This window comes from Citrobacter sp. Cpo069, from assembly GCF_030332785.1.
Classification (GTDB): domain Bacteria; phylum Pseudomonadota; class Gammaproteobacteria; order Enterobacterales; family Enterobacteriaceae; genus Citrobacter; species Citrobacter portucalensis.
This window is the reverse complement of record NZ_JAOWHD010000045.1, coordinates 115,900-135,943: the sequence shown is the minus strand read 5'-3', so window position 1 is coordinate 135,943 and position 20,044 is coordinate 115,900. Positions and strand designations below refer to the sequence as shown.

18 protein-coding genes are annotated in these 20,044 nt (G+C 53.3%); 13 read left to right on the top strand and 5 right to left on the bottom strand.

The genetic code is table 11. From position 1 onward, the window contains the following. From murD to mutT, 12 genes are all read left to right on the top strand, one after another. Entirely contained in the window at positions 1–1,317 is a 1,317-nt protein-coding gene (gene murD, locus OGY08_RS08695) for a UDP-N-acetylmuramoyl-L-alanine--D-glutamate ligase (protein WP_125362735.1), read from the top strand. Next, the gene (ftsW, locus tag OGY08_RS08690) at positions 1,317–2,561 is read left to right on the top strand and encodes a cell division protein FtsW (protein ID WP_003829529.1); all 1,245 of its coding nucleotides are present in this window, start codon (positions 1,317–1,319) and stop codon (positions 2,559–2,561) included. The genes murD and ftsW overlap by 1 nt, the downstream gene beginning before the upstream one ends. Further along, a complete protein-coding gene (murG, locus tag OGY08_RS08685; RefSeq protein ID WP_003829528.1) occupies positions 2,558–3,625 on the top strand; it encodes an undecaprenyldiphospho-muramoylpentapeptide beta-N-acetylglucosaminyltransferase in 1,068 nt (355 codons plus the stop codon). Before ftsW ends, murG begins: the two co-directional genes overlap by 4 nt. A gap of 51 nt (positions 3,626–3,676) precedes the next feature. Continuing rightward, positions 3,677–5,152 (top strand): UDP-N-acetylmuramate--L-alanine ligase, encoded by a 1,476-nt coding sequence (gene murC / locus OGY08_RS08680; RefSeq protein ID WP_003018763.1) that lies wholly within the window; start codon positions 3,677–3,679, stop codon positions 5,150–5,152. Continuing rightward, on the top strand, positions 5,145–6,065 hold the full coding sequence (locus tag OGY08_RS08675) for a D-alanine--D-alanine ligase (protein WP_032942366.1): 921 nt from the start codon (positions 5,145–5,147) through the stop codon (positions 6,063–6,065). The genes murC and OGY08_RS08675 overlap by 8 nt, the downstream gene beginning before the upstream one ends. Before the next feature lies 1 nt (position 6,066). Continuing rightward, positions 6,067–6,900, top strand: coding sequence for a cell division protein FtsQ (gene ftsQ / locus OGY08_RS08670; protein WP_003018758.1), 834 nt, complete (start codon positions 6,067–6,069; stop codon positions 6,898–6,900). After that, positions 6,897–8,159, top strand: coding sequence for a cell division protein FtsA (ftsA, locus tag OGY08_RS08665; RefSeq protein WP_003018755.1), 1,263 nt, complete (start codon positions 6,897–6,899; stop codon positions 8,157–8,159). Before ftsQ ends, ftsA begins: the two co-directional genes overlap by 4 nt. A gap of 62 nt (positions 8,160–8,221) precedes the next feature. Continuing rightward, positions 8,222–9,373, top strand: coding sequence for a cell division protein FtsZ (gene ftsZ / locus OGY08_RS08660; protein ID WP_003018753.1), 1,152 nt, complete (start codon positions 8,222–8,224; stop codon positions 9,371–9,373). A gap of 100 nt (positions 9,374–9,473) precedes the next feature. Further along, positions 9,474–10,391: a UDP-3-O-acyl-N-acetylglucosamine deacetylase gene (gene lpxC / locus OGY08_RS08655; RefSeq protein WP_006686706.1), complete on the top strand. Its 918-nt coding sequence runs from the start codon at positions 9,474–9,476 to the stop codon at positions 10,389–10,391. 283 nt (positions 10,392–10,674) lie between these two features. Further along, on the top strand, positions 10,675–11,181 hold the full coding sequence (gene secM, locus OGY08_RS08650; RefSeq protein WP_003829520.1) for a secA translation cis-regulator SecM: 507 nt from the start codon (positions 10,675–10,677) through the stop codon (positions 11,179–11,181). A gap of 60 nt (positions 11,182–11,241) precedes the next feature. Next, positions 11,242–13,947 (top strand): preprotein translocase subunit SecA, encoded by a 2,706-nt coding sequence (gene secA / locus OGY08_RS08645; RefSeq protein ID WP_003829517.1) that lies wholly within the window; start codon positions 11,242–11,244, stop codon positions 13,945–13,947. A 56-nt stretch (positions 13,948–14,003) separates the two neighbouring features. Then, a complete protein-coding gene (gene mutT, locus OGY08_RS08640) occupies positions 14,004–14,393 on the top strand; it encodes an 8-oxo-dGTP diphosphatase MutT (RefSeq protein ID WP_008786200.1) in 390 nt (129 codons plus the stop codon). 172 nt (positions 14,394–14,565) lie between these two features. On the opposite strand, the gene yacG is transcribed toward mutT, so the two are convergent. The 3 genes from yacG to coaE are packed head-to-tail and all read right to left on the bottom strand — an operon-like array spanning position 14,566 to position 16,133. Next, positions 14,566–14,760 (bottom strand): DNA gyrase inhibitor YacG, encoded by a 195-nt coding sequence (gene yacG, locus OGY08_RS08635; protein WP_003018740.1) that lies wholly within the window; start codon positions 14,758–14,760, stop codon positions 14,566–14,568. Between the two features lie 9 nt (positions 14,761–14,769). Next, positions 14,770–15,513: a cell division protein ZapD gene (zapD, locus tag OGY08_RS08630; RefSeq protein WP_008786201.1), complete on the bottom strand. Its 744-nt coding sequence runs from the start codon at positions 15,511–15,513 to the stop codon at positions 14,770–14,772. After that, positions 15,513–16,133 (bottom strand): dephospho-CoA kinase, encoded by a 621-nt coding sequence (coaE, locus tag OGY08_RS08625; protein ID WP_003829511.1) that lies wholly within the window; start codon positions 16,131–16,133, stop codon positions 15,513–15,515. The genes zapD and coaE overlap by 1 nt, the downstream gene beginning before the upstream one ends. A gap of 225 nt (positions 16,134–16,358) precedes the next feature. Here coaE and OGY08_RS08620 point away from each other — a divergent pair, with 225 nt between their 5' ends. Then, a complete protein-coding gene (locus OGY08_RS08620; RefSeq protein WP_003829510.1) occupies positions 16,359–17,402 on the top strand; it encodes a GMP reductase in 1,044 nt (347 codons plus the stop codon). 57 nt (positions 17,403–17,459) lie between these two features. On the opposite strand, the gene hofC is transcribed toward OGY08_RS08620, so the two are convergent. Both hofC and gspE read right to left on the bottom strand, forming a co-directional pair. Beyond that, positions 17,460–18,662 carry a protein transport protein HofC gene (gene hofC, locus OGY08_RS08615; protein ID WP_191226417.1) on the bottom strand — a complete coding sequence of 401 codons (1,203 nt, stop codon included), beginning with the start codon at positions 18,660–18,662 and terminating at the stop codon, positions 17,460–17,462. After that, positions 18,652–20,037, bottom strand: coding sequence for a type II secretion system protein GspE (gspE, locus tag OGY08_RS08610; protein WP_111466116.1), 1,386 nt, complete (start codon positions 20,035–20,037; stop codon positions 18,652–18,654). Before gspE ends, hofC begins: the two co-directional genes overlap by 11 nt. Positions 20,038–20,044 lie beyond the last annotated feature (7 nt).

Here is a 20,044-nt window from a genome sequence, read left to right as displayed (position 1 = left end):
ATGGCTGATTACCAGGGTAAAAAAGTCGTCATTATCGGTCTGGGATTGACCGGGCTGTCCTGCGTGGATTTCTTTCTGGCGCGTGGCGTGACGCCGCGTGTGATGGATACCCGCGCAACGCCACCTGGCCTGGATAAATTGCCGGAAGCGGTTGAGCGTCATGTTGGCAGCCTGAATGATGATTGGCTGCTGGCCGCCGATCTCATCGTCGCCAGCCCTGGTATTGCCCTGGCGCATCCTTCTCTGAGCGCCGCTGCTGATGCAGGGATCGAAATTGTCGGTGACATCGAGCTGTTCTGTCGTGAAGCGCAGGCGCCGATCGTCGCGATCACCGGTTCCAACGGGAAAAGCACCGTCACCACGTTGGTGGGAGAAATGGCGAAAGCGGCTGGTGTGAACGTGGGTGTTGGCGGAAATATCGGCCTGCCCGCGCTGATGCTGCTGGATGACGAACGTGAGCTGTATGTACTGGAGCTGTCGAGCTTCCAGCTGGAGACAACCTCCAGCTTACAGGCCGTAGCCGCCACCATTTTGAACGTCACCGAAGATCATATGGACAGGTATCCGTTTGGCTTGCAGCAGTACCGTGCGGCCAAACTGCGCGTCTATGAGAATGCGAAAGTGTGCGTGGTTAATGCCGATGATGCGCTGACCATGCCGATTCGCGGGGCGGATGAGCGCTGCGTGAGCTTTGGCATCAACATGGGTGACTATCATCTCAATCGTCAGCAGGGTGAAACCTGGCTGCGGGTGAAAGGCGAAAAAGTCCTGAACGTGAAAGAGATGACGCTTACCGGCCAGCATAACTATACCAACGCCCTGGCGGCGCTGGCGCTGGCGGATGCTGCGGGTCTGCCGCGGGCATCCAGCCTGAAAGCGCTGACTACCTTTACCGGTCTGGCGCATCGTTTCCAGTTGGTACTGAATCATAACGGTGTGCGTTGGATCAACGATTCAAAAGCCACCAACGTTGGCAGCACCGAAGCGGCACTGAATGGTCTGCACGTTGACGGTACGCTGCACCTGCTGCTGGGCGGCGATGGGAAATCCGCCGACTTTATGCCGCTGCAACGCTACCTGACTGGCGACAACATTCGTCTGTACTGCTTTGGTCGCGATGGCGCGCAGCTTGCTGCTCTGCGTCCTGAGGTTGCGGAACACACTGAAACCATGGAGCAGGCAATGCGTCTGCTCGCACCGCGTGTGAAGCAGGGTGATATGGTGCTGCTGTCGCCAGCCTGCGCCAGCCTTGACCAGTTCAAGAACTTTGAGCAACGCGGTGACGTCTTTACCCGTTTAGCGAAGGAGTTGGGTTGATGCGCTTCTCTCTCCCTCGTCTGAAAATGCCGCGCGTACCGGGACTGGGTGTCCTGGCGTGGATCTTCGCGGCACTTAAAGGCTGGGTGATGGCTTCGCGTGATAAAGACGCGGACAGCTTGATCATGTATGACCGCATGCTGCTGTGGCTGACTTTTGGTCTGGCAGCGATCGGTTTTGTGATGGTGACATCGGCATCGATGCCCGTAGGGCAACGCCTGGCAGGCGATCCTTTCCTGTTTGCTAAGCGTGACGCGCTGTATATCTTCCTCGCGTTCTGTCTGGCGATGGTGACGCTGCGTCTGCCGATGGAGTTCTGGCAAAAGTACAGCACGACGATGCTGATCGCCTCGATCATCATGTTGTTGATCGTGCTGGTGGTGGGGAGCTCCGTTAACGGGGCATCGCGCTGGATCGCGCTGGGTCCACTGCGTATTCAGCCTGCGGAATTCACCAAGCTGTCGCTGTTCTGTTATCTCGCTAACTACCTGGTGCGTAAAGTCGATGAAGTGCGTAATAACCTGCGCGGCTTCTTAAAACCGATGGGTGTGATTCTGGTGCTGGCAGTCTTACTGCTGGCGCAGCCTGACCTTGGTACGGTGGTGGTGCTGTTTGTCACGACGCTGGCGATGCTGTTTCTCGCTGGCGCGAAACTGTGGCAGTTCATTGCCATTATCGGCATGGGGATTTCGGCGGTGGTGCTGCTGATCCTTGCCGAACCGTATCGTATTCGCCGCGTAACCTCCTTCTGGAACCCATGGGAAGATCCGTTTGGCAGCGGCTATCAGTTAACGCAATCGCTGATGGCTTTTGGTCGCGGTGAGGTTTGGGGTCAGGGGTTAGGTAATTCAGTGCAAAAACTGGAGTATTTACCGGAAGCGCACACCGACTTCATCTTCGCCATCATTGGGGAAGAGCTGGGTTATATCGGTGTGGTATTGGCACTTTTAATGGTATTCTTCGTCGCTTTTCGCGCGATGTCGATTGGCCGCAAAGCGCTGGAAATTGACCACCGTTTTTCAGGCTTTTTAGCTTGCTCCATCGGGATTTGGTTTAGCTTCCAGGCCCTGGTAAACGTCGGCGCGGCAGCAGGTATGCTGCCAACAAAAGGTCTGACGTTACCGCTGATCAGTTATGGTGGTTCCAGTTTGTTGATTATGTCGACGGCCATCATGTTTTTGTTACGTATTGATTATGAAACGCGTCTGGAAAAAGCCCAGGCGTTTACACGAGGTGCACGATGAGTGGTCAACCGAAGCGGTTAATGGTGATGGCAGGCGGTACCGGCGGGCATGTGTTCCCGGGGCTGGCGGTTGCGCACCATTTAATGGCCCAGGGCTGGCAGGTTCGTTGGCTGGGCACCGCCGATCGTATGGAAGCGGACTTAGTGCCGAAGCATGGCATTGAAATTGACTTTATTCGCATCTCCGGTTTGCGTGGCAAAGGTGTCAACGCGCTACTTGCCGCCCCCGTGCGTATTTTTAATGCCTGGCGTCAGGCGCGCGCCATCATGAAGCAGTTTAAGCCTGATGTGGTGCTGGGGATGGGCGGCTACGTGTCCGGCCCTGGCGGTCTGGCTGCCTGGTCATTAGGCATTCCGGTTGTCCTGCATGAGCAAAACGGCATTGCGGGATTAACCAACAAGTGGCTGGCGAAGATTGCAACGAAGGTGATGCAGGCTTTTCCTGGCGCTTTCCCGAATGCGGAAGTGGTGGGTAACCCAGTACGCACCGACGTTCTGGCGCTGCCGTTGCCCGAAGCGCGTCTGGCGGGGCGTGAAGGCCCGGTTCGCGTGCTGGTCGTCGGGGGATCTCAGGGCGCACGCGTATTGAACCAGACGATGCCGCAGGTTGCCGCAAAGCTTGGTGACGCGGTGACTATCTGGCATCAGAGTGGCAAAGGCGCGCAGCAAACCGTTGAACAGGCGTATGCCGACGCGGGACAACCGCAGCACAAGGTCACTGAGTTTATTGATGATATGGCAGCAGCCTACGCGTGGGCGGATGTCGTAGTTTGTCGCTCCGGCGCGCTGACGGTAAGCGAAATTGCCGCCGCAGGTTTGCCTGCGCTGTTTGTGCCTTTCCAGCACAAAGACCGACAGCAGTACTGGAATGCGCTGCCGCTGGAGAAAGCGGGCGCCGCAAAAATTCTTGAGCAGCCGCAGTTTACTGTGGATGCCGTCGCTAACACCCTTTCCGGGTGGTCGCGAGAAACCTTATTAACCATGGCAGAACGTGCGCGCGCCGCTTCCATTCCGGATGCTACAGAGCGCGTTGCTAATGAAGTGAGCCGGGCTGCCCGGGCGTAATTGTGGTGATGCCTTTTGCATCGCATGAACTAAGAAGTTAATGGCTAAAGAATGAATACACAACAACTGGCAAAACTGCGTTCCATCGTGCCCGAAATGCGTCGCGTTCGGCACATTCACTTTGTCGGCATCGGTGGTGCTGGTATGGGCGGTATTGCCGAAGTTTTGGCCAACGAAGGTTATCAGATCAGCGGTTCTGACTTAGCGCCGAACCCGGTGACGCAGCAGTTGACGAATCTGGGCGCCACGATTTTCTTCAACCATCGCCCGGAAAACGTGCGCGATGCGAGCGTGGTGGTGGTATCCAGCGCCATTTCTGCGGATAACCCGGAAATTGTTGCGGCGCATGAAGCGCGCATTCCGGTGATCCGTCGTGCTGAAATGCTGGCGGAGTTAATGCGTTTTCGTCACGGTATCGCCATTGCCGGGACGCACGGTAAAACCACGACCACAGCGATGGTCTCCAGTATCTACGCGGAAGCGGGGCTGGATCCGACGTTTGTCAACGGCGGTCTGGTGAAGGCCGCAGGCGTCCATGCGCGTCTGGGTCATAGCCGTTATTTAATAGCGGAGGCGGATGAGAGCGATGCGTCGTTCCTGCATTTGCAGCCGATGGTAGCGATTGTTACCAATATCGAAGCCGATCATATGGATACCTACCATGGCGACTTCGAAAATTTAAAGCAGACGTTTATTAATTTCCTGCATAACTTGCCGTTTTATGGTCGTGCGGTGATGTGCGTTGACGATCCGGTGATCCGCGAGTTGTTGCCGCGAGTTGGTCGTCAAACCACAACCTATGGTTTCAGCGATGATGCTGATGTGCGCGTCGAAGATTACCAGCAGATTGGTCCACAAGGACACTTCACACTGCTGCGTCAGGGGATGGCCGATTTACGCGTGACGTTGAACGCACCGGGCCGTCACAATGCGCTGAACGCGGCGGCGGCGGTAGCAGTTGCAACAGAAGAAGGCATTGAAGACGACGCAATTCTGCGCGCGCTGGAAAGTTTCCAGGGCACCGGACGACGTTTTGACTTCCTCGGCGAATTCCCGCTTGAGCCGGTAAACGGTAAAGCCGGGACGGCGATGCTGGTGGATGATTATGGTCATCACCCTACGGAAGTGGATGCCACAATTAAAGCTGCACGCGCGGGCTGGCCGGACAAAAATTTGGTGATGCTGTTCCAGCCGCACCGCTTTACGCGTACTCGCGATCTGTATGACGACTTTGCCAACGTGCTGACTCAGGTCGATGCGCTGTTGATGCTGGATGTGTACGCCGCGGGTGAAGCCGCGATTCCAGGAGCCGACAGTCGCTCGCTGTGCCGTACGATCCGTGGTCGCGGTAAGATCGACCCGATTCTGGTATCCGATCCGGCTCAGGTGGCAGACATGCTGGCGCCGGTATTAACCGGCAACGATCTGATTTTGGTGCAGGGCGCAGGAAATATCGGCAAAATCGCGCGTTCCTTAGCTGAAATCAAACTGAAGCCGCAAAACCCGGAGGAAGAACAACATGGCTGATAAAATCGCGGTCCTGTTAGGGGGAACCTCCGCAGAGCGTGACGTTTCGCTGAATTCCGGCGCGGCCGTACTGGCAGGGTTACGCGAAGGTGGTGTGGATGCTCATCCAATTGACCCAAAAGAGGTCGATGTCACGCTTTTGAAATCGATGGGTTTTCAAAAGGTGTTTATTGCGCTGCACGGTCGTGGTGGTGAAGATGGCACGTTGCAGGGCATGCTGGAGCTGATTGGTCTGCCGTACACCGGTAGTGGCGTCATGGCTTCTGCGATTTCGATGGACAAACTGCGCAGCAAACTGTTGTGGCAGGGGGCTGGTTTACCGGTCGCGCCTTGGGTCGCATTGACCCGCGCTGAGTTCGAAAAAGGCCTTAATGATGAGGTGGTTACGGAGATTTCTGCGCTAGGTTTGCCGCTGATTGTGAAGCCCAGCCGTGAAGGCTCAAGCGTAGGGATGTCAAAAGTTGAAGAAGAAAATGCTTTGCATGGTGCATTAGCATTGGCTTTTCAGCATGATGAAGAAGTACTGATCGAAAAATGGCTCAGTGGCCCGGAATTTACAGTTGCGATACTTGGTGAAGAAATTTTACCGTCAATACGTATCCAACCTGCGGGAACCTTCTATGATTATGAGGCGAAGTATCTCTCTGATGAGACACAATATTTCTGCCCTGCCGGTCTGGAAGTCGAACAAGAGGCCCGTTTACAGGAATTAGTCCTGAAAGCGTGGACCACATTGGGCTGTAAAGGTTGGGGTCGCATTGACGTCATGCTGGACAGCGATGGCCAGTTTTATCTGCTGGAAGCGAATACCTCTCCGGGTATGACCAGCCACAGTCTGGTGCCGATGGCGGCGCGTCAGGCGGGCCTGAGCTTCTCGCAGTTGGTGGTAAGAATTCTGGAGTTGGCGGACTGATATGTCGCAGGCTGCGCTGAACACGCGAAACGGTGATGAAGAAGAAGTAAACTCCTCACGCCGCAATAATGGAACGCGTCTTGCAGGAATATTGTTCCTGCTGACAGTGCTGTGCACCGTGTTTGTCAGCGGCTGGGTAGTGTTGGGATGGATGGAAGATGCGCAACGTTTGCCTTTATCGAAACTGGTGTTAACCGGCGAACGACATTACACGCGCAATGACGATATTCGTCAGTCCATTTTGGCGCTGGGCGCTCCGGGAACCTTTATGACTCAGGATGTGAATATCATTCAGAGTCAAATTGAACGCCTCCCCTGGATTAAACAGGCGAGCGTCAGAAAGCAATGGCCCGATGAATTGAAGATTCATCTGGTTGAATATGTGCCCATTGCGCGTTGGAATGACCAACATATGGTGGATGCTGAAGGAAATACATTCAGTGTTCCAACCGGTCGGGCCAATAAGCAGGTATTACCTATGTTGTATGGACCGGAAGGCAGCGCAAGTGAAGTGTTGCAAGGGTTCCGCGATATGGGGCAGGTGCTGGCTAAGGATAGATTCACCCTGAAGGAAGCGGCGATGACCGCTCGTCGTTCCTGGCAGTTGACGCTGAATAACGATATTAAGCTGAATCTGGGCAGGGGCGATACGATAAAACGTTTGGCTCGCTTTGTGGAACTCTACCCGGTTTTACAGCAGCAGGCGCAAACCGATGGCAAACGGATTAGCTACGTTGATTTGCGTTATGACTCAGGAGCGGCAGTAGGCTGGGTTCCCTTGCCTCCTGAGGAATCTAATCAGCAACAGAATCAGGCACAGGCAGAACAACAATGATCAAGGCGACGGACAGAAAACTGGTAGTTGGACTGGAGATTGGCACCGCGAAGGTAGCCGCTTTAGTAGGGGAAGTTCTGCCCGACGGTATGGTCAATATCATTGGCGTGGGCAGTTGCCCATCGCGAGGTATGGATAAAGGCGGGGTGAATGACCTTGAGTCAGTGGTGAAGTGCGTACAGCGCGCCATTGACCAGGCTGAACTGATGGCAGATTGCCAGATTTCCTCGGTGTATCTGGCACTTTCCGGTAAACATATTAGCTGTCAAAATGAAATTGGTATGGTGCCCATTTCCGAAGAGGAAGTGACGCAGGAAGATGTGGAAAACGTGGTACATACGGCAAAATCCGTACGCGTTCGCGATGAACATCGTGTTCTGCACGTTATTCCGCAGGAATACGCCATCGACTACCAGGAAGGCATTAAAAATCCGGTCGGTCTTTCCGGCGTGCGTATGCAGGCAAAAGTCCATCTTATTACCTGCCACAACGACATGGCGAAGAACATTGTCAAAGCCGTTGAACGTTGTGGTCTGAAAGTTGACCAACTGATTTTTGCCGGGTTGGCAGCCAGTTATTCCGTGTTGACGGAAGATGAACGTGAGCTGGGTGTCTGCGTGGTGGATATTGGTGGTGGTACAATGGACATCGCCGTTTATACTGGCGGGGCGTTGCGCCACACTAAAGTTATCCCTTATGCAGGGAATGTAGTGACCAGCGATATCGCGTATGCCTTTGGTACGCCGCCGAGCGATGCTGAAGCCATCAAAGTGCGTCATGGTTGCGCGCTGGGCTCCATCGTGGGTAAAGACGAAAGCGTTGAAGTGCCAAGCGTAGGTGGTCGTCCACCGCGTAGCCTGCAACGTCAGACCCTGGCAGAGGTCATTGAGCCGCGTTATACCGAGCTGCTCAACCTGGTCAACGAAGAAATTTTGCAATTACAAGAACAGCTTCGCCAGCAGGGTGTGAAACATCATCTGGCGGCGGGGATTGTGTTAACCGGTGGCGCTGCGCAAATTGAAGGTCTTGCGGCCTGCGCACAGCGCGTGTTCCATACGCAAGTACGTATTGGCGCACCGCTGAATATCACTGGTCTGACGGATTATGCCCAGGAGCCTTATTATTCAACGGCAGTGGGGCTGCTTCACTACGGGAAAGAATCCCATTTGAGTGGTGAGGCTGAAGTAGAAAAACGCGTTACGGCATCAGTTGGCTCGTGGATCAAACGACTCAATAGCTGGCTGCGAAAAGAGTTTTAATTTTTAAAGAGACCAACGCACATTAACGGTCTCAGGCGACAGGCACAACGGAGAGAGAAACTATGTTTGAACCTATGGAACTTACCAATGACGCGGTGATTAAAGTCATCGGCGTCGGCGGCGGCGGCGGTAATGCCGTTGAACACATGGTGCGCGAGCGCATCGAAGGTGTTGAATTCTTCGCGGTGAATACCGACGCTCAGGCGTTGCGTAAAACGGCGGTTGGACAGACCATTCAGATTGGTAGCGGCATCACCAAAGGTCTGGGCGCGGGTGCAAACCCGGAAGTAGGCCGTAATGCGGCAGACGAAGATCGTGAAGCTCTGCGTGCAGCGCTTGACGGCGCAGATATGGTGTTTATCGCAGCTGGCATGGGCGGCGGTACCGGTACCGGTGCAGCGCCAGTGGTTGCTGAAGTAGCAAAAGATTTAGGTATTCTGACCGTTGCTGTCGTGACTAAGCCTTTCAACTTTGAAGGTAAGAAGCGTATGGCATTCGCGGAGCAGGGTATCACCGAGCTGTCCAAACATGTGGACTCTCTGATTACTATTCCGAATGACAAACTGCTGAAAGTGCTGGGTCGCGGTATCTCCCTGCTGGATGCGTTTGGCGCAGCGAACGACGTGCTGAAAGGCGCAGTCCAGGGTATCGCTGAACTGATTACTCGTCCGGGCCTGATGAACGTCGACTTTGCAGACGTGCGCACCGTGATGTCCGAAATGGGCTACGCGATGATGGGTTCAGGCGTGGCAAGCGGTGAAGACCGTGCAGAAGAAGCGGCTGAAATGGCTATCTCTTCTCCGCTGCTGGAAGACATCGATCTGTCTGGTGCGCGCGGCGTGCTGGTCAACATTACTGCGGGCTTCGACCTGCGTCTGGATGAGTTCGAAACCGTCGGTAACACGATTCGTGCCTTTGCATCGGATAATGCGACCGTGGTTATCGGTACCTCCCTGGACCCGGATATGAACGACGAACTGCGCGTGACCGTTGTTGCAACTGGAATTGGTATGGACAAACGTCCTGAAATCACTCTGGTGACCAACAAGCAGGTACAGCAGCCGGTAATGGATCGTTACCAGCAGCACGGCATGGCGCCGTTGACGCAAGAGCAGAAACCGGTAGCGAAAGTGGTTAACGACAATACGCCGCAAACCACCAAAGAGCCGGATTATCTGGATATCCCAGCATTCCTGCGTAAGCAAGCTGATTAAGAATTAGCTGGAATTTGGGAATTGTGGCTCTTTGTGCTAAACTGGCCCACCGAATGTATAGTACACTTCGGTTGGATAGGTAATTTGGCGAGATTATACGATGATCAAACAAAGGACTCTTAAACGTATCGTTCAGGCGACTGGCGTCGGTTTGCATACCGGCAAAAAAGTCACCCTGACATTACGCCCTGCGCCGGCCAACACCGGGGTCATCTATCGTCGCACCGACTTGAATCCTCCGGTAGATTTCCCGGCCGATGCCAAATCTGTGCGTGATACCATGCTCTGTACGTGTCTGGTCAATGAGCATGATGTACGGATTTCAACCGTAGAGCACCTTAATGCTGCTCTGGCGGGTTTAGGTATCGATAACATCGTTATTGAAGTTAACGCACCGGAAATCCCGATCATGGATGGCAGTGCCGCTCCGTTCGTTTATCTGCTGCTTGATGCAGGTATTGAAGAACTGAGCAGCGCCAAAAAATTTGTTCGCATCAAAGAGACCGTTCGTGTCGAAGATGGCGATAAGTGGGCTGAGTTCAAGCCGTATAATGGTTTTACGTTGGATTTCACCATCGACTTTAACCATCCGGCGATCGACTCCAGCACGCAGCGCTACGCGATGAACTTCTCTGCGGATGCGTTCATGCGTCAGATCAGCCGTGCGCGTACTTTCGGCTTCATGCGTGATATCGAATATCTGCAGTCCCGCGGCCTGTGCCTGGGCGGCAGCTTCGATTGTGCCATCGTTGTTGACGATTATCGCGTATTGAACGAAGACGGCCTGCGTTTTGAAGATGAATTCGTTCGTCACAAAATGCTCGACGCGATCGGTGACTTGTTCATGTGTGGTCACAACATTATTGGTGCATTTACCGCGTATAAATCCGGTCATGCATTGAATAACAAACTGTTGCAGGCGGTCCTGGCAAAACAGGAAGCCTGGGAATATGTGACCTTCCAGGACGATGCAGAACTGCCGTTGGCGTTCAAAGCACCATCGACCGTACTGGCATAACGACATACGTTGTCGCATAAATTCGACTGGTAAATCTGGCACTCTCTCCGGCCAGGTGAGCCAGTCGTTTTTTTATCTTCCGAGTGCAAACCACCTTATCTGAAGCGACTTTTTCCCCACAGGTAGATTAAAATACCGTTCGATCGCTGCTTTCTTAAGCATATTTACCCGCGACTTGCTGTCATTACTGCTGTGGTGCGAACGCATTAATGGTAAGATTTGTGCGCAAAAAATGGTTTTGCATTTGTAACCCCAAACGCAGGGTATATCAGGTGGCAATAACGTGAGTGGAATACTGACGCGCTGGCGACAGTTAGGCAGACGGTACTTCTGGCCGCATCTCCTGTTGGGGATGGTCGCGGCTAGTTTTGGCCTGCCCGCGCTCGGTAATGCTGCTGAACCTAATACCCCCGCGAAGGCGACCGCCAGCAATCACGATCAAGGCGCTAAAGTTAACTTTAGCCAGCTTGCTTTGCTGGAAGCGACTAATCGCCGCCCAAATTTTACCGTCGATTACTGGCATCAACATGCCATTCGTACGGTTATCCGCCATCTTTCTTTTGCCATGGCGCCTCAGGCGTTGCCCGTTGCCGAAGAGCCATTGCCAATCCAGGCGCACCATCTTGCGTTACTGAATACGCTCAGCGCGATGCTGACGCAGGAAGGCACTCCGCCCGCGACAGTAAGTCGCGTGACATACGCACACTTTACCTCTCAGGCCGCGTTTAGCGTTCCGGTCTGGATCAGCCAGCTGCAGGGTATCCGCGCTGGTCCTCAACGCCTCAGCTAAAAAAGAACCTTCCAACTTATAATTTTTGACTCCGCACCGCGGGGCGTTTGAGATTTTATTATGCTAATCAAATTATTAACGAAAGTATTCGGTAGCCGTAACGAGCGTACGCTGCGTCGTATGCGTAAAGTGGTCAATGTCATCAACGCGATGGAACCGGAGATGGAAAAACTCTCCGATGATGAACTGAAAGCGAAGACCGCTGAATTCCGCGCCCGTCTGGAAAAAGGTGCCAGCGTTGAGAGCCTGATCCCGGAAGCGTTCGCAGTAGTGCGTGAAGCGAGTAAACGCGTGTTCGGTATGCGTCACTTCGACGTTCAACTGCTGGGCGGTATGGTGCTTAACGATCGCTGCATCGCGGAAATGCGTACTGGTGAAGGTAAAACCCTTACCGCGACGCTGCCAGCCTACCTGAACGCATTAAGCGGGAAGGGCGTACACGTGGTTACCGTGAACGACTACCTGGCTCAGCGTGACGCCGAAAATAACCGCCCGCTGTTTGAATTCCTCGGCATGACCGTGGGTATCAACATGTCTGGCCTGCCTGCGCCAGCCAAGCGTGAAGCCTACAATGCCGATATTACTTACGGTACCAACAACGAATACGGCTTTGACTACCTGCGCGACAACATGGCGTTTAGCCCGGAAGAGCGCGTTCAGCGAAAACTGCACTATGCGCTGGTCGATGAAGTCGACTCCATCCTGATCGATGAAGCGCGTACACCGCTGATCATTTCCGGTCCGGCTGAAGACAGCTCGGAAATGTACAAAAAAGTGAATAAAATCATCCCGCACCTGATCCGTCAGGAGAAGGAAGATTCCGACACGTTCCAGGGCGAAGGGCACTTCTCAGTTGATGAGAAAGCGCGCCAGGTTAACCTGACCGAACGTGGTCTGGTACTGATTGAAGAGCTGCTGGTTAACGAAGGCATTATGGACGAGGGCGAGTCACTGTACTCTCCAGGCAACATTATGCTGATGCACCACGTGACTGCCGCACTGCGTGCGCACGTGCTGTTTACCCGCGACGTAGACTACATCGTGAAAGACGGCGAAGTTATCATCGTCGATGAACACACCGGTCGTACCATGCAGGGGCGTCGCTGGTCCGATGGTCTGCACCAGGCTGTTGAAGCTAAAGAAGGCGTAGAGATCCAGAACGAGAACCAGACGCTGGCATCTATTACCTTCCAGAACTACTTCCGTTTGTACGAAAAACTGGCCGGCATGACCGGTACAGCCGACACTGAAGCATTTGAATTTAGCTCCATCTACAAACTGGATACCGTGGTTGTGCCGACCAACCGTCCGATGATCCGTAAGGATTTACCGGATCTGGTGTACATGACCGAAGCGGAAAAAATTCAGGCGATCATTGAAGATATTAAAGAGCGTACCGCAAATGGCCAGCCGGTGCTGGTAGGTACTATCTCCATTGAAAAATCGGAAGTAGTGTCTAACGAGCTGAGCAAAGCGGGTATCAAACACAATGTTCTGAACGCCAAGTTCCACGCCAACGAAGCTGCAATCGTCGCCCAGGCGGGTTACCCGTCAGCCGTGACTATCGCGACGAACATGGCCGGTCGTGGTACCGATATCGTGCTGGGCGGTAGCTGGCAGGCGGAAGTTGCCGAGCTGGAAAACCCAACTCCGGAACAAATCGCGCAGATTAAAGCCGAGTGGCAGGTTCGCCATGACGCGGTATTAGCTGCCGGTGGCTTGCATATTATTGGTACCGAGCGTCACGAATCTCGCCGTATCGATAACCAGCTGCGTGGTCGTTCGGGTCGTCAGGGTGATGCGGGCTCTTCCCGTTTCTATCTGTCGATGGAAGATGCGCTGATGCGTATTTTTGCCTCTGACCGCGTGTCAGGCATGATGCGTAAACTGGGTATGAAGCCTGGCGAAGCCATTGAACACCCATGGGTGACCAAAGCAATTGCTAACGCACAGCGTAAAGTGGAAAGCCGCAACTTCGATATTCGTAAGCAGCTGCTGGAATATGATGACGTTGCCAACGATCAGCGTCGTGCTATCTACACCCAGCGTAACGAACTGCTGGACGTAACTGACGTTAGCGAAACCATCAACAGCATCCGTGAAGATGTCTTCAAAGCAACTATTGATGCCTATATTCCGCCGCAGTCTCTGGAAGAAATGTGGGATATCCCGGGTCTGCAGGAACGTCTGAAAAACGACTTCGATCTTGAGATGCCGATTTCAGAGTGGCTGGATAAAGAGCCTGAGCTGCACGAAGAAACGCTGCGTGAACGTATCCTGGCAAACGCCATCGAAGTTTATCAGCGTAAAGAAGAAGTTGTGGGCGCGGAGATGATGCGTCACTTCGAAAAAGGCGTGATGCTGCAAACTCTCGACTCTCTGTGGAAAGAGCACCTTGCTGCGATGGACTATCTGCGTCAGGGTATCCACCTGCGTGGTTATGCGCAAAAAGATCCGAAGCAGGAATACAAGCGTGAATCCTTCTCTATGTTTGCGTCAATGCTGGAATCACTGAAATACGAAGTGATCAGCACCCTGAGCAAAGTTCAGGTGCGTATGCCTGAAGAAGTCGAAGCCATGGAGCAGCAGCGTCGTGAAGAAGCTGAGCGCTTAGCGCAGATGCAGCAGTTGAGTCATAAAGGCGACGATTCTGCCGCAGCAGAAGAGCTGGCAGCACAAACCGGCGATCGTAAAGTGGGTCGTAACGATCCGTGTCCTTGCGGCTCTGGCAAAAAATACAAACAGTGCCACGGCCGTCTGAGCTAAGAAAATAACTTACTGAAAAGGCGCAGAATTCTGCGCCTTTTTTATGGACGATAAAGATGAAAATACTGCAAATCGCCGTCGGGATTATTCGTAATCAGCAACATGAAATTTTTATCACCCAGCGTGCGGCTGATGCCCACATGGCAAATAAGCTGGAATTCCCCGGCGGGAAAATTGAAGCGGGCGAAACGCCGGAGCAGGCGCTGATTCGCGAGCTACAGGAAGAAGTGGGGATCACGCCGACTCAAAGCTCATTGTTCGAAAAGCTGGAGTATCAGTTTCCGGACAGGCATATCACTCTGTGGTTCTGGCTGGTTGAAAGCTGGGAAGGCGAGCCGTGGGGAAAAGAGGGGCAACCGGCGCAGTGGATTGCGCAAGATGCTCTGAATGCGCAGGATTTCCCGCCCGCGAATGCACCGGTCATTGAAAAGCTGATAGCTGGCTAATGGTGCTGTAGGCCGGATAAGGCAACGCCGCATCCGGCAAATTATGGCGGGGCGCTACGCTTGCCCGCCCTACGTTTTAGTTCGTAGGCCTGATAAGCGCAGCGCCATCAGGCAAAACAACATAAAATGCCGGGTGCGGCGTTGCCTAATCCGACCCACCGTTTTAGCAGAATTACTTCTGTTCTTCACTCCAGTCGTCGCTTTCTGACAGATCACCAGAGCTTGGGATGCGTTTCTCTTCTGCGGCCCACTCTCCCAGATCGATTAACTGGCAGCGCTTGCTGCAGAATGGGCGAAACGGACTGACCTCAGCCCATACTACAGGCTTGCCGCAGGTTGGGCAGTTGACGATGGTTTGTTCAGACATGTTGACTCCTTAACAGCACGCCAGTTCAAAATCGAGGCGCTCAGGCACCTGACCATTCTCGCTATCCAGCGGCATAAAGCGGATGGCAAAACGGCTCTTATGACCAGAGATTTGCGGATAAAGCAGCGAATCAAGCGGCAGCTGCAAGCGCAGCAGATCTGCATCTTCGCCGTTGTCCTGATAAAAACCATTCAGGCTGGTTTGCTTACGAAACGGCGCTGAGTTGCGAATTAAATCCAGTACCAGCGACAGCGCCTGGTTGAGCGGATTCAGGCTGGCAAGCCAGGTTTCAACCTGCGCGTCACGATGCGACTGTGCCAGGTGTAACCAGATATGCAGAGTCGGCAGATCGAAACTGCAGCACCCGCCAGGAATACTTAAACGCTGACGTACGAGACCAATCAGACGATCTTCGCGCAGCGTCTGTCCAATACGCGGGGCAGAAATCAGAATGCTGCCTGCACTTTTTAGCTGCTGACGCAAAGAGTCGATTCTGCTTTGATCGACGCCGGGAACTTCGACCCAGGCCTGGAGTTTACGCTGCTGTCGCTCCAGTTCTTTGAGGAGTTCGGTACGGACTTCGCCGCGTTCAAATACATCCAGCAAATCTCCGATATTGCGGAAAAAATGCAGAGCGCCGGCATGATCAGTAATGGGCAAATTAACGGAGAGCTGTTGGATTAAAAACTCAATGCGCAGCCATGTACGCATCTTCTCATTGAGAGGGTGTTCAAAAAGGACCTGGGTGTGCATTACGGTTTTTCCTGTGAGACAAACTGCGACGCGCATTGCAAATAGAGCGCGTGCAGGCGGGCGACATCCGAGGCGATGGCTTCCGGTGCGCCATTATTATCAATAACATCGTCTGCCACGGCCAGCCGCGCTTCACGCGTTGCCTGGGCAGCAAGAATTTGTTCAACATGCTCACGCGTGACGTCATCACGCTGCATGGTGCGTCTGAGCTGGGTTTCGGGGGTGACATCCACCACGAGTACGCGGTCGGCTTTTTTATACAGCGAATTTTCCACCAGCAAAGGGACAACCCATAGCAGATAAGGAGAGGTTGCTTGCTGAAACTGACGCTGGGTTTCCTGCTGAATAAGCGGATGAAGCAGAGCATTCAGCCAGCTTTTCTCCTCAGGATTGGAAAAAATGCGTTCGCGTAAAATGCGTCGCTGCAACGATCCGTCTGCGGCTATAACGTCGGAACCAAAATGTTCTTCGATCGCCTTAAGAGCAGGTGTGCCGGGTTCAACCACCTGGCGCGCAATAATATCTGCATCAATGACGTTTATTCCGAGGTCAGCGAACGCATTTGCAACGGTGCTTTTACCACTGCCAATGCCGCCGGTTAAGGCTACCGTATACCTCATAGATGCCGATCCTGGAGTTTAAGTTTGATTATCAAACAGTTAAAAGTTATGCGTGCGAAGGCGAGGCTGCTGCAGGATTAACCTACTATTCGCCAGGTAAATTTATGGGATTGTAGCGTAAAAAAAGAGAATTTCGCAGTCTTGCGCGGCATTGATTAGTGCGTATGATAGCGTCACTGGAGTTGTGAGTTTCGATTTTTCGCCATTAACCCCAGGAATCCGCACATGCGTATCGAAGAAGATCTGAAGTTAGGTTTCAAAGACGTTCTTATCCGCCCTAAGCGTTCTACTCTCAAAAGCCGTTCCGATGTTGAGCTGGAACGTCAATTTACCTTTAAGCATTCAGGTCAGACCTGGTCCGGCGTACCTATTATTGCCGCGAACATGGACACTGTCGGGACGTTTGCCATGGCAACGGCACTGGCTTCCTTCGACATCCTGACCGCTGTGCACAAACACTATTCTGTTGAAGACTGGGCCGCCTTCATCGCAGAGAGCTCTGCCGATGTGCTCAAACACGTAATGGTTTCAACCGGTACGTCTGATGCAGATTTCGAAAAAACTAAACAGATTCTGGCGCTCAACCCCGCGTTGAACTTTATCTGCATTGATGTGGCCAATGGCTACTCAGAGCATTTTGTTCAGTTCGTGTCGAAAGCGCGTGAAGCATGGCCGACTAAAACGATCTGTGCGGGCAATGTGGTCACCGGTGAAATGTGTGAAGAGCTGGTGCTTTCCGGTGCTGATATTGTCAAAGTCGGCATTGGCCCAGGTTCTGTATGTACCACGCGTGTAAAAACCGGCGTTGGCTATCCACAGCTTTCTGCGGTTATTGAATGCGCCGATGCAGCCCACGGTCTGGGTGGAATGATTGTCAGCGACGGCGGCTGCACAATGCCGGGTGACGTGGCAAAAGCGTTCGGTGGCGGTGCAGACTTCGTGATGCTCGGCGGCATGCTGGCTGGTCATGAAGAAAGTGGCGGCAAAATTGTTGAAGAGAACGGTGAGAAATTCATGCTGTTCTACGGTATGAGCTCTGAATCTGCCATGACGCGTCACGTAGGTGGTGTTGCACAGTACCGCGCTGCAGAAGGTAAAACCGTCAAGCTGCCACTGCGCGGCCCGGTTGATAATACCGCTCGCGATATCCTTGGCGGTTTGCGTTCTGCTTGTACCTATGTGGGCGCATCCCGTCTGAAAGAGCTGACCAAACGTACAACATTTATTCGTGTACAGGAACAAGAAAACCGTGTTTTCAATAGCCTGTAAGAACAGCTAGTTCTGTGAAATGCCGGATGGCGTTACGCCGCCATCCGGCATTTGAATCTATCCCGCCCCGCTCATCGCATCTCCCAGATGGAAAATCGGTAAATACATCGCGACGACCAGCGTACCGATGATAAGCCCCGTAATGACCAGCAACGCAGGCTCAAGTAATGCAGCCAAATTCTCAGCCTGAGCCAGGGTTTTCTCGCCATGGTGATGAGCAAGATTGCGCAGCATTGCATCCAGCGAGCCGGAAGCTTCACCCGTTCTGACCAGCTGTATACACAATGGGCTGAATTCACCGCTATTTTTAAGCGCTAACCAGATCGGTTTTCCAGAGCTGATGTCCTGCTGAACCAGTGCTAAACGTTGCGACCAGAAAGGGTTAGCCAGCGTTTCGGTAACGCTCTCAAGACCCTGCAAAAAGGGAATGCCCGCATTTTGCGTTAACGCCAGAACAGTGAATATCTGCGTGAGTTTTTGCCCTCTCACTATCGGCCCTATGACCGGGAGGCTGAGCAGCAATTTCTGGCGCAGAATGAGCCAGTACGGTTTCTGCTTTATCAAATGATGTGTGGCAACTGCTACCAGGCCAAGCGCTACCGCCAGCCATCCCCATTGGCTGCTACAGTGTGCGATGGTAATAATCCACTGAGTGAGCGCCGGTAGCGGGGTGTTGAACGTCTGGTAGATAGCGGCAAACTCAGGGAGTACAAACTGCAGCATCGCAAATACGACCATCACCGCCATTGTTATGATGATGATCGGATAGCGCAGGGATTTTTTAACTTTATCAGCAAGTTGCTGTTGTTTCTTTTGCTGGTAGGCGAGTTCAAAACAGCAGTCGTCCAGCTTACCCGTAAGTTCTCCGGTACGGATCATTGCCTGGTAAAGGGGCGGAAAAACGTGTTGCCATTGTGATAACGAGGCGGAGAGGGTTATGCCCTGTTCCATATCGTAAGCCAGCGTACGCAGTAGCGCCTGCCATTGACTGCTGGGATGCTGTTCAGCAAGCAGAGCTAGCCCTGTTGAGAGCGTTAACCCTGCCTTTAGCAATGTCGCCAACTGGTGTATGGTTTCGGCACTTCTTGTACGGCTCCAGTGCGAGATTTTGACACGCATACGTTTAATGCGCAGCGGCGTAATCTGTTGTTCCTCAAGAGCCAGCATCAATGACGGTCGGGTATCGGCCCATAGCGTTCCTTCCAGCGATTTACCTTCGTTGTTAATGCCTTGCCAGCACCAAAGCTGTTTAGCGGACATGAGGCATGCCCAGTACACGAATCAGCTCTTCAAATGTCGTTAACCCTTGCTTGACGGCCTGACAGCCATTCTCGAAAAGCGTTCTCATTCCTGATTGCTGAGCATCAGATTCCACTTCGTCTACTGATGTGCCACTGGCAATACTCTGACGTAATGCCGGAGTAACAGGGAGCACTTCAAACAATGCCGTACGGCCATAAAATCCGTGATAACAATGTTTGCAGCCAAGGGCCTGCCAATTCGGTAGTGGTGTAGGCCAGACAGTTTTCGGGAGCGTGATAGGCGTACTCTGACGTTGTCGGCAATGGGGGCACAACTTTCTGACCAACCGCTGTGCAATAACGAGCGTCAGCGCGGAGGCGATCATCCAGCGTGCGACACCCATTTGTTGCAGGCGCACCAGCGTTTCACTGGTGGAATTGGTATGCAGCGTAGAAAGAACCAGATGGCCGGTTTGTGCGGCTTTAAGGGCTATTTCGGCCGTTTCGCCATCGCGGATTTCACCCACCATGATAATGTCGGGATCCTGGCGCAGCAGAGCACGTAAGACTCCCTGAAAAGTCAAACCGGCGCGTGGGTGAATTTGCGTCTGGTTGAGACCTGCGATCGGGATCTCTACCGGATCCTCCACGCTACAAAGATTCACATCCGGGGTGTTTCGGGTTTGCAGCGCACTGTACAGCGTGACCGTTTTACCGCTTCCGGTAGGCCCGGTAACCAGAATCAGCCCCTGAGGCTGCTGCAAGGCTTGCGAAAATGCGGCCAGCTGCGCGTCTTGCATTCCCAGCGCCGCGATCTCCAGTGACTGATCGACCTGATGAAGTAGCCGTAACACGACTTTTTCGCCGTAGCGACAGGGCAGAGTGGCGATGCGAAACGAGACCGGCTCTCCTGAAATCTCAACGGTAAATTGTCCGTCTTGTGGAAGCCGATGCTCGGCGATATCCAGGCTGCCTAATACTTTTAACCTTGCGGTGATGGCAGTGCCCATCTCGGTCGTGACTTCCGGTAAAGCGTGAAGCACGCCATCTACGCGTAATCTGATTCGATAGTGATTTTCTTCGGGTTCAAAATGAATATCAGAAGCCCGTTGCGTCAGAGCGGAATGAAACGTCTGATTCAGCAAGTCTGCCGCGCTGGCGCTGCTTTTCGTGACTACTGCCGGGAGCATTTTCTGCGGTGTATGCGTGTGGCCTTCCATTTGCTGACGTGTCCAGCAGACAATGTCGATGCGTCGGGTGGTGGCAAAATGCAGCGCATCCAGCAGTTCGTGTGATGGGGCGTCTACGACGGCGATATGCACCACTTCATTGTCTGCATCCAGTAATATTGCCTGATAACGTTGGCATAGTGCCGTAAGTTGGGTGGTATTCATCTCTGTT

What these genes read in the sequence shown, in the direction of transcription:
- murD (WP_125362735.1), top strand. Translation starts at nt 1, where the DNA reads ATGGCTGATTACCAGGGTAAAAAAGTCGTCATTATCGGTCTGGGATTG.
- ftsW (WP_003829529.1), top strand. Translation starts at nt 1,317, where the DNA reads ATGCGCTTCTCTCTCCCTCGTCTGAAAATGCCGCGCGTACCGGGACTG.
- murG (WP_003829528.1), top strand. Translation starts at nt 2,558, where the DNA reads ATGAGTGGTCAACCGAAGCGGTTAATGGTGATGGCAGGCGGTACCGGC.
- murC (WP_003018763.1), top strand. Translation starts at nt 3,677, where the DNA reads ATGAATACACAACAACTGGCAAAACTGCGTTCCATCGTGCCCGAAATG.
- OGY08_RS08675 (WP_032942366.1), top strand. Translation starts at nt 5,145, where the DNA reads ATGGCTGATAAAATCGCGGTCCTGTTAGGGGGAACCTCCGCAGAGCGT.
- ftsQ (WP_003018758.1), top strand. Translation starts at nt 6,067, where the DNA reads ATGTCGCAGGCTGCGCTGAACACGCGAAACGGTGATGAAGAAGAAGTA.
- ftsA (WP_003018755.1), top strand. Translation starts at nt 6,897, where the DNA reads ATGATCAAGGCGACGGACAGAAAACTGGTAGTTGGACTGGAGATTGGC.
- ftsZ (WP_003018753.1), top strand. Translation starts at nt 8,222, where the DNA reads ATGTTTGAACCTATGGAACTTACCAATGACGCGGTGATTAAAGTCATC.
- lpxC (WP_006686706.1), top strand. Translation starts at nt 9,474, where the DNA reads ATGATCAAACAAAGGACTCTTAAACGTATCGTTCAGGCGACTGGCGTC.
- secA (WP_003829517.1), top strand. Translation starts at nt 11,242, where the DNA reads ATGCTAATCAAATTATTAACGAAAGTATTCGGTAGCCGTAACGAGCGT.
- mutT (WP_008786200.1), top strand. Translation starts at nt 14,004, where the DNA reads ATGAAAATACTGCAAATCGCCGTCGGGATTATTCGTAATCAGCAACAT.
- yacG (WP_003018740.1), bottom strand. Translation starts at nt 14,760, where the DNA reads ATGTCTGAACAAACCATCGTCAACTGCCCAACCTGCGGCAAGCCTGTA.
- zapD (WP_008786201.1), bottom strand. Translation starts at nt 15,513, where the DNA reads ATGCACACCCAGGTCCTTTTTGAACACCCTCTCAATGAGAAGATGCGT.
- coaE (WP_003829511.1), bottom strand. Translation starts at nt 16,133, where the DNA reads ATGAGGTATACGGTAGCCTTAACCGGCGGCATTGGCAGTGGTAAAAGC.
- OGY08_RS08620 (WP_003829510.1), top strand. Translation starts at nt 16,359, where the DNA reads ATGCGTATCGAAGAAGATCTGAAGTTAGGTTTCAAAGACGTTCTTATC.
- hofC (WP_191226417.1), bottom strand. Translation starts at nt 18,662, where the DNA reads ATGTCCGCTAAACAGCTTTGGTGCTGGCAAGGCATTAACAACGAAGGT.
- gspE (WP_111466116.1), bottom strand. Translation starts at nt 20,037, where the DNA reads ATGAATACCACCCAACTTACGGCACTATGCCAACGTTATCAGGCAATA.